Genomic DNA, 9,026 nt, shown 5'->3' on the forward strand with positions numbered 1-9,026 from the left:
CTATGTTATCCCAGTCTTACAGGCAGGTTGCCTACGTGTTACTCACCCGTCCGCCGCTAGGGTCCGAAGACCCTCGCTCGACTTGCATGTATTAGGCACGCCGCCAGCGTTCGTCCTGAGCCAGGATCAAACTCTCCATTAAAGTAGTTCTTGATCAAAGCTTCAAAACTTGCTTGGCTAGTGTTTCTATCAAACATTTTACTGTTCAGTTTTCAAAGATCATTCTCATCTCTCTAAATCAAATTACCTAGACAAGCTTATTCATTGTATCATATCAATCGTCACTTTGCAAGTACTTTTTTCAAAAAACTTTTTTGTTTTTCATCGACTCGCTCGCGACTACGTTTATTACTATAGCACAATTCATTCTATTAAGTCAACACTTTTTAAAAAGATTTTTTTAAGCTAACTAAAAACATCTTCATATATAACTGATTTTATTTAACAATACTAAACACGTACTGCAATATAAGCCATATTTGTTTATAAATATCTTCTTTAGAACAGTTCTATACTATACATTTCCCAATCCGTTTAGTCAAGGAAAAATTGGCATTACTAGAAAAGCACAGCTTATATAAAACAAGGACATCCTATTTTATAAACATCTATTTAAAAGGAGACCATAGCAATGTCTTACTACAAAAAAACAAAGGAATCCGCCGAGGATTATAAAGAACTATCCACTGTTGAATCTCAAAGAAACGAGATTTTACAAGAAGAGTTTCCAGAAGGCCCTTTTGGTGCTGCCACAAATGAAGAAAAGCTAGGAAAAGCAACTGGTTGGGAAAACGGTCAACATTCTACTACCACCCGATTTACCTATGAAACAAGACAGCTACATCAGGAATTACCACGCCAGTATCCTGGAGCCCATCCTACACACAGTGACTCTAATCAGGATATTGAACCCCAATAATATTCGCCTCCCTCGCAAATTAGGGTCAACTAACCTTGAAATGATAAATACTCGTTTTCATGTACACGAAAAGAGACCTTCCTAATTAGTAAAAGGAAGGTCTCTTTTTTTATTTAAAATAAATCAGTCACAACATCACGCGGTTTTGCTGTAATTTCTTCTAATTCTGTACGCGCAACAGCGTCATTTACCAATGCTTCAACATCAAGCTTCTGCTCATATCTCTCCGCTAGCTCTACTCGTGGGCGAGTAGCAGGGTTCTTAGGAGTAAAGATCGTGCAGCAATCCTCATATGGCAAAATAGAGAGATCAAACGTGTCAATGTTGCGAGCAATTTCCGTAATCTCTGACTTATCCATTGCAACCAACGGACGTAGGATTGGGATTTTGACCACATGATTAATCGTATACATGCTCTCTAGAGTCTGTGAAGCTACTTGTCCCAAGCTTTCCCCTGTAGCAAGTGCTAGAGCCTTTCGTTTTTGCGCAACTTTTTCAGCAATACGCATCATAAAACGGCGCATAATTGTAATGTTATACTCCTCAGGGCAATGTTCACGGATTGCTTCTTGAATGACTGTGAACGGTACCGTATGCAAGCGGACGGAGCCACCCCATTTGGTAAGCTTTTGCGCTAAGTCCTTTACTTTTTCCAAAGCTCGTTCGCTAGTGTACGGGTAGCTGTGAAAATGAATGGCTTCTAATCTTACACCACGCTTCATCGTCATCCAGCCAGCGACAGGGCTATCAATGCCCCCTGATAATAGAAGCAAGACCTTTCCACTAGCGCCTACAGGTAATCCTCCAGCACATGGTAGCGTTTCACTACTAATAAAGGTACCTTCCGTACGGATCTCAATCTTAACAGAAGCTTCTGGCTGATGAAGGTCTACTTTGAGTCCTTCGATATTTCGTAGGAGATGTGTCCCTACCATTCTATTAACATCCATCGAAGCCATTGGGTAACGTTTATCAGCTCTGCGCGTGTCTACACGGAAGGTACGCGGAGCAGGGGTCAGAGACTGAACCAAGCGAAGCGTTCCTTCTTTAATAGCTTCTTCTGTTTGTTCAACCTGAATCGTTGGGCTAATGGAGGTAATTCCAAACACTGCTTGTAACTTCTCCATTACCTCGTATGCATTCTCTCCATTCAATTGAACATACATCCGCCCGTACCGGCGATATACCTCCACCGATGGATGAACCTCCAGTACATTACGGACATTTCTCATCAGCGTATCTTCAAATTGATCTCGATTACGTCCTTTTAGTGCTAATTCGCCATAGCGAATCAAAATTACATCATAGTTCATTGCTGTCATCCTCTACACTTTTGTATATGGTAAAATGCGATTTTTGCATGTTTGCAGCGCTACTAAAAATTTCTCCACGTCATCCATGGTATTTTGTTTACCTAGGCTTATTCGCAAAGAAGATTTGGCCTGTTCGCGACTCATTCCTGTTGCTACCAATACTGGACTTGGCTCATCAGACTTAGCTGAGCAAGCGGAACGAGTAGACACACAGAATCCTTCCGCTTCCAGGGCATGTAACAAAACCTCGGCTTTCATCCCTTGCACGGAAATATTTATGATATGAGGTGCCGCTTCTGTTTCAGGAGAATTAATTATACATCCAGGAATCTGTTGAATTCCTTCTCTTAAACGTTGCTGCATCTCTTTTAGCCTAGACATATCCTGTGTAGCAGTCTCTTCGATTAAACGCATGGCTTTTGCCATTCCTGCAATTCCGGGGATGTTTTCCGTACCGGAACGCAGTCCACTTTCCTGACCTCCACCTTTTAATAAAGGCTCAATCAGCATATTCTCACGTTTTACAAGAATACCAACACCACGAGGACCGTGAAATTTGTGAGCAGATAAGCTTAGCAAATCAACTCCCCACTCATTTATACGAAGGGGTACCTTTCCAAAGCTTTGTACTGCATCGACATGAAAGATAACCTTAGGAAACAGCTTCAGATATGTACCAATCTGATTAATCGGTTGGATAGTCCCTAATTCATTATTGACATGCATAATAGATACAAGAATCGTATCGGGGCGCATAGCCTGTTTCACATCTTCTAGGGAGACTCTCCCTTCCTTATTAACAGGAAGATAAGTTACATCGTAGCCAAATTCCTCTAGCTGTTTACAAACATCCAAAACAGAGGCATGCTCTATTTGGCTTGTAATAATATGGCGACCACGCTCACGATACCGCATGGCTACACCTTTAATTGCTGTATTGTTACTTTCCGTGCCACCGGAAGTGAAGAAAATCTCTGTTGGTTTCTTTTGCAAAGCGCGGGCAGCAATTTGACGAGCCTGTTTTAAAACATTCTCTGCCTCTACTCCCAAACGATGCAAGGAAGAAGGATTCCCATAATATGCTTCCATAGTCCGCTTCATGGTGTCAATCACCTGCGGATGGGGTTGGGTCGTGGCACTGTTATCCAGGTAAATCACGGCAAAGACACCCTTCCTACAATTCAAATCTGGGTCGAACTGTCTTACATCATACCATATTGTTTGTTTTTACAACTACCTTCATGCTGTAGTTCTTTACTTTGGCTTGGTAATTGCTGTAGGTCGTTAGCCGTCCTTTGGTATAAAAAGCAGCTTCTTGTCTTATCCTAACCATCAGTCGAATGAATCTACCAAGCGCTCGTTCACATTTAAGTCATAGTTGTAAACGTTTTCAACAAAGATCGCCGCTTTACACACTTCTTTATACTTGTTAGAATTATCAATAAATTCAACTAGAAAGGGGACCTTATCATGACAGTAATGGAAAAAATCAAACAAATGGAGGATGAATTGCAAAAGCTAAAGCAAGAGGTTGAAAAGGCAGAAAAATCAAAGCAAATCTATATTGATGATGAAACCTCCCACGATGTCTTAACAGAGGTATACAACTAAAGATGAACATGAAAATTCGGATATGTCTAATGGCTAGTTTCTATAGGAAAAGTGGTTACTCACACGATAAGGAGATAACCACTTTTTTGCCCTCTTTTATCTAAAATGAAGGATGCTATTGATCTAGTAACGGCAATGCTCCAAAATACTCACCTGCAAATACCTCGGTGGCTGGACCTGTCATATAAACATGCTGATCGTCCTCACGCCATTCTATCTGCAAATCGCCTCCCAGTAAATGTATCGTGGCCATTCGCTCTGCTTTTCCTTCTAAAACAGCGGCTACTAATGCAGCACATGCTCCCGTTCCGCAAGCAAGTGTCACTCCAGAGCCTCGCTCCCATACACGAAAGGTAATATCAGAAGGTGTATTTATGGAAATAAATTCAATGTTCGCTCTTTCAGGAAATAAAGCATGTTTCTCTAGTAATGGACCATAGGTGGTTACTTCTTCTTCGGAGATTTTATCCGTAAGAATCACTGCATGAGGATTCCCCATAGAAACTGCTGTGAAAGTAAAGGTCCGCCCGTTGATTTGCACCTGTTCACCAATCGCTTTAGTATCGGGGGCCCCTGCCATAGGGATTTGTCCGCGCAATAAACGTGGTTTTCCCATATCAACTGTCACCTTCTCCACTTTTCCATCCGCACCTATATGTACAACCGGTGTAACAATGCCCCCATTTGTTTCAATGGTAAAGGATGTCTCCTTCGTTAAGCCATGGTCAAAAACATACTTGCTCACGCAACGTAGTCCGTTACCACAATTGCGGGCCTCGCTACCATCGTTATTAAATACTTTCATCCGAAAATCTGCTATTGTTGAAGGCATAATCAAAATTAAACCGTCTGCCCCGATTCCGAAGTGTTGCTGGCTTACTCTTCGTGAAAGTTCCGGCAAATCTACATTCGTAAGAGACTCTTCAAAACAATTAACATATACGTAATCGTTGCCTATCCCATGCATTTTCGTAAACCTCATGCCCGACTCCCACCATTCCGATATTTTTTCTCATTGTATCACAGGCGATGTCATTCATGATTTCTTCTTTACAGCTTGTTTCGTTTTTATGAAAGAAATCTATTCGATAAGCTTTAACATGCACTTTTAATAGATACACTTCCAACCTGTTATAATAATCAAGAAGCAAAAGGCGGGAGTGAAAACTATTGTATAAAACGCTTGCTTTAGGAAGTCAGAATCAGGCTAAACAGAAAGCCATCTTTTTAGCTACTGGCATTCAGCCTCAGTGTGTCAGTGTGCCTTCTGGAGTAGCTGAGCAGCCTTTATCTGAGGATGAAACGATTAGAGGAGCCATTACGCGGGCCAAGCTAGCCCTTGAGGCTGTCCCTAATGCTGAGATAGGCTTCGGACTAGAGGGTGGTCTAACGTTTGATGCTATCTATACGAAACAGTGGTATCTCATCTCCATCTGTGCCGCTTGGAATGGGGAAACTTTATATATTGGAAAAGGACTTTCTTTTCCCATCCCTAATCATATTGGAGAGGATATGAAAAGATCGGGTAGGGAATTACGCGAAGTGATTGATAGGTTATCAGGAACAAGTAATAGTAATCACAAAGAGGGAGCATACGGTCTTTTTACAAATGGTAAAATTACTCGCGCTCATGTTTTTAAAGAAGCGGTAATCGCCGCTCTTACACCGTTTGAGTCCGTTTTGTATCGCTGATTATAAGTCCTCACCCTACATAGGATGAGGACTCTGGTGATGCTTTCTGATCTTCTACTATTCTTCAAATTTGCCGGTTATCGCATCAATACTTCCTGATCCTCTATTGTTTGGTATAGCCGTATAGGCAAGGATCGGGGTTTGTTGCATGTTTCCATCTTTCACTGGATAAACGTATGTCAGAGTGAGAGGCCGGTGTTTCAAATAGATCGCCGCTGCCTCTGCCGGCGATATTGCATTGGTTGGGTCTGGCCAATTTTTCGTAAAATTTTCTTTAACCATTTCTAATGAAATGGAGAGAATTTCGCCAGTAGTTTTATCAATTGTAAGATCATATCTATGACTAGGAACGACTACGCCTTTATACGTGAATACGAATTTCATCTTTTGTTCTTTATCTTCTTTTGAATCCCCTCTAGTTATATATCGTTTTACTTCCGTTATCCCTTTTGTCATATACTGTTGAAGATAAGCTAACGCTCTTTGTTCAAGCTCTTGATCTGACAGCTTTGTGCCCCCTGTTTCTTCTGTAGGCTTACTTATTATAAATTCACTAACTATCCCATCCATTGTTATCACTATCATTTTTTTGTTCTTCCATTTTGTTTCATATCCCGCCATTTCCTTAGGCATGTAGCTATAATGAGGTTGGACTTTAAATACGGCTCCTTTGCAATCAATACCGAACTGGGCTAACGCATCAGGAACCTCCTGTGCTGACTTAATCTTAACCTGCTTACCACCTGGATTTACTTGAATAGTGGGTGAATAACTTTTACGATAAGGGGAATAATCTGTTACTTTTATCTCTTCTCCAGTTAAAGCATTAAAATACCCAATGGAATCATCTTCGTATAATAAGCTGAATTCATTCTGACCCTCTCTCTTTTTATATTGCAATTTCATGTATGCAGCAAAGTTTCTTTCGATTATTAATTTGTCCAAACCAATAGACGGATTAGGAAATATCGGCTTTTCTGTTAGCAATCCTGCCACTTCTCCTGAACTAATTCTTACTATCTTTCCGTCTCCAGTTAGATAGACTCGATAGTCCATACCTTTCACAGGAAGATTATTTACAAATCTTACATATCGGATTCGTGTCCCTTTTTTATCAACATTTACAGAATCTATTCGGTATTCCTCAAAAGATTGTCCAAGAAAGTCTTGTAAAAAAGTAGTTGCCTTTTTTACCGAAGCCTCTTTTGGATTAGCTACATTTTTGTCGTCCTCATCTAAGAGATTGTCACTGTAAGAAAGAAGCAATCCATTTTGGCTATCAATGCTTACATCGCGGTATAAAACCACATTGTCATTCTCTCTCTTCCGAAATGCAAGATAATACTCTCTTCTTTGACTTTCTTTAGAGGTTTCAAGAAATATAAGCTGTTCTGACCCACGCATCTCTGGAAATTCTTTGTATAATTTTTCTACTGTCTGTGCCGCTATCCCTACAACCTCAGTTACTTGGGTATCTTTGTCTTTAAGTAGAATCGAATGTAAAAATGGTAATGCCGCCGTAATATTGGTTCCTTGCTTCCAAATCAGAGCCCCTCCTGCTAACACTAATACAGCAGCGGCAGATATCGTCCATTTTTTTACTACTGAGGCCATATGAGCTCTCCCATTTCTTTTTTCTTGTGCATCCAGGAGCTTTTTTTTGAGGGCGTTAGCAAATTCCTGTCTGGGTCTGATATCAAAGCTGCTTCGGACTTCATCTATTAATTCCCTATCATTATGAATATTCATTGATCCAGCCCCCTTCTATGTCCCCCTCTAAAAATCTCCGCATTTCCTTCATTGCTCTGTGATAATCAACCTTTACTTTTCCTTCACTACAGCCTAGAATTTCTGCTGTTTCTTTGATGTTGTATTCCTTTAAACCATGTAGGATCAGAACACTACGGTATTTGGGTTTCATCCGAAGTACGGCTTCTACAACATGTCTTCGCCCTTCTTTCCCTGCATATTCCTCCTCAGGTTGTCCGAGTTTTGAGGGCATTTTATTAATTGTCTCCATTCCAAACCATGCACGAATACGCTTTTTACGTGAATGATCAATGGCTACATACTTCGCTATTCTCAAAATCCACGTCTTCATGCTCGCCCTCTCCTCATAGCTCTTAAGAGAGTCTAAAACACGAAGAAACACCTCCTGAGTTAAATCCTCAGCGACGCTCCGATTGCCCGTAAAATAAATCATAAAGTGGTAGACATCACGATAATATTGCTCATAGATAAGACCAATCTGCCTATTCCTTTCTTCTTCCTCATACAAATGCAGCTCCTCCTATTCATATTGTGATTCCTTTATTCTCACGGCTAAAGATAATAGTCGAATGTAAGAATTGAAAGTTACACATTTCCAAATCTAAATGGTAAAAATCTCTGCATCAGTTGCAAGATTAGCACTTTTCTTCGTATTTTCCCTTTATTTAACACAAAGGAGGGGCTAGCCTTGCAGGTTCAATACCTACAAGTCAGCCCCTCGCTTTGCTTTATTTGTCGATAATAATGATCTACCGGGCAGCGTAATACGGATAAATTAAGAGTGCTCCTACAAATGCAAGAGCTCCGATAACCATAGCCCACGTCCCCATTGTTCTTGCCTCACGACGATAAGCTAGGAATCCCAGCACAATTCCCAGAGGGCCTAGAACATAAGGTAGCAGGAACAAGGACAAGATAGAGGAACCTAATCCTACCATTCCTATTCCGCTACCTTGGACTAAATTGCCATCCTTATCTTCAGCTTGTCTTGCTTCTCGCAAGCTAGAATTATCGCCATTGCGTAACCGTGTCGGACGGTATGGCTCGGCGATTTCCGCAGCTGTTTCTGTTGAGACATCATTTCGATACGACATGGAATCATTATTATTGACCTGAGAAGATTTCGCCACCGCTTGTGTAGATTGATTTTGATCGCCTGAATAGCGCTCCGTCTGTGTCAAAGGATTATATTCAACATTCCCCTTCGTTTGGGTAGCGCCTGGCTCAAGCGAAGCCCGCATCCATGAATCCTGAGCTAGCTCCGTATCATACGATTTGGTATCAATTTTGTCTCTGCGGCTTTGAGCAGTCCTCGCTTCCTTCTGCTCACCACGTAAACGTCGTTTCTGATCGTTACCCATGCTGTGCTCCAACCCCTTTTTAATCAGGATGAAATGAAGGAAGTAGCCTTATTCTCTGTCTTCGGTGTACAATTTACTCAGGAGGCGAGGAGATGACAAACAAAAAATCACTAAAAATTGGCATTGATATTGACGGTACAGTTACCGATCCTAGCAGTATTGTCCCTTTTTTGAATCGATCCTTTGGCAAAAATTTAACACTACAAGATTGCTTTGAATATAATTTAGCAAATGTATATGAAATCACAGATGAAGAGTTTACTACCTGGCTTTTACAAAATAGCCAAGAGGTCTACTCCCACTCTCTTCTACATGGCAACGCCTCCGAAATTTTGCAAAACTGGCACTTAACTCATGAAC

The 9,026-nt window shown here is 41.0% G+C and carries 9 protein-coding genes, 1 rRNA gene and 1 pseudogene; 4 read left to right on the forward strand and 7 right to left on the reverse strand.

Annotation, left to right across the window (positions count from 1 at the left end):
- Positions 1-142, reverse strand: a 16S ribosomal RNA gene (locus AYJ08_RS03800); the annotation flags it as partial.
- Positions 143-631: 489 nt separating this feature from the next.
- Between AYJ08_RS03800 and AYJ08_RS03805 the strand changes: the two genes are divergently transcribed.
- Positions 632-919: a hypothetical protein gene (locus AYJ08_RS03805; protein ID WP_064016652.1), complete on the forward strand. Its 288-nt coding sequence runs from the start codon at positions 632-634 to the stop codon at positions 917-919.
- Between the two features lie 113 nt (positions 920-1,032).
- Here the strand turns inward: AYJ08_RS03805 and thiI are convergent, their stop codons facing one another.
- Positions 1,033-2,232, reverse strand: coding sequence for a tRNA uracil 4-sulfurtransferase ThiI (gene thiI / locus AYJ08_RS03810; protein ID WP_031413168.1), 1,200 nt, complete (start codon positions 2,230-2,232; stop codon positions 1,033-1,035).
- Between the two features lie 12 nt (positions 2,233-2,244).
- The gene (locus tag AYJ08_RS03815) at positions 2,245-3,390 is read right to left on the reverse strand and encodes a cysteine desulfurase family protein (RefSeq protein WP_197490575.1); all 1,146 of its coding nucleotides are present in this window, start codon (positions 3,388-3,390) and stop codon (positions 2,245-2,247) included.
- A 312-nt stretch (positions 3,391-3,702) separates the two neighbouring features.
- On the opposite strand from AYJ08_RS03815, the gene AYJ08_RS23805 reads away from it, so the two are divergent.
- The gene (locus tag AYJ08_RS23805) at positions 3,703-3,843 is read left to right on the forward strand and encodes a hypothetical protein (protein ID WP_003338667.1); all 141 of its coding nucleotides are present in this window, start codon (positions 3,703-3,705) and stop codon (positions 3,841-3,843) included.
- Between the two features lie 115 nt (positions 3,844-3,958).
- On the opposite strand, the gene dapF is transcribed toward AYJ08_RS23805, so the two are convergent.
- Positions 3,959-4,825, reverse strand: a complete 867-nt coding sequence (gene dapF / locus AYJ08_RS03820) for a diaminopimelate epimerase (protein WP_064016654.1) — start codon at positions 4,823-4,825, stop codon at positions 3,959-3,961.
- 188 nt (positions 4,826-5,013) lie between these two features.
- On the opposite strand from dapF, the gene AYJ08_RS03825 reads away from it, so the two are divergent.
- Positions 5,014-5,535 (forward strand): DUF84 family protein, encoded by a 522-nt coding sequence (locus tag AYJ08_RS03825; RefSeq protein WP_064016655.1) that lies wholly within the window; start codon positions 5,014-5,016, stop codon positions 5,533-5,535.
- 57 nt (positions 5,536-5,592) lie between these two features.
- Here AYJ08_RS03825 and AYJ08_RS03830 read toward each other — a convergent pair whose 3' ends face one another.
- The 3 genes from AYJ08_RS03830 to AYJ08_RS03840 form a co-directional block, all read right to left on the reverse strand.
- The gene (locus AYJ08_RS03830; protein ID WP_064016656.1) at positions 5,593-7,284 is read right to left on the reverse strand and encodes a YcdB/YcdC domain-containing protein; all 1,692 of its coding nucleotides are present in this window, start codon (positions 7,282-7,284) and stop codon (positions 5,593-5,595) included.
- Complete coding sequence (locus tag AYJ08_RS03835; RefSeq protein WP_064016657.1) at positions 7,271-7,813, reverse strand: RNA polymerase sigma factor; 543 nt, start codon at positions 7,811-7,813, stop codon at positions 7,271-7,273. Before AYJ08_RS03835 ends, AYJ08_RS03830 begins: the two co-directional genes overlap by 14 nt.
- Before the next feature lie 241 nt (positions 7,814-8,054).
- Positions 8,055-8,666 carry a DUF4190 domain-containing protein gene (locus tag AYJ08_RS03840; protein WP_064016658.1) on the reverse strand — a complete coding sequence of 204 codons (612 nt, stop codon included), beginning with the start codon at positions 8,664-8,666 and terminating at the stop codon, positions 8,055-8,057.
- A gap of 92 nt (positions 8,667-8,758) precedes the next feature.
- Between AYJ08_RS03840 and AYJ08_RS03845 the strand changes: the two are divergent.
- Positions 8,759-9,026, forward strand: a pseudogene (locus AYJ08_RS03845) (hypothetical protein); the annotation flags it as partial.

It is taken from the genome of Brevibacillus sp. SKDU10, assembly GCF_001645205.1.
In the GTDB taxonomy this organism is placed as follows: domain Bacteria; phylum Bacillota; class Bacilli; order Brevibacillales; family Brevibacillaceae; genus Brevibacillus_B; species Brevibacillus_B halotolerans.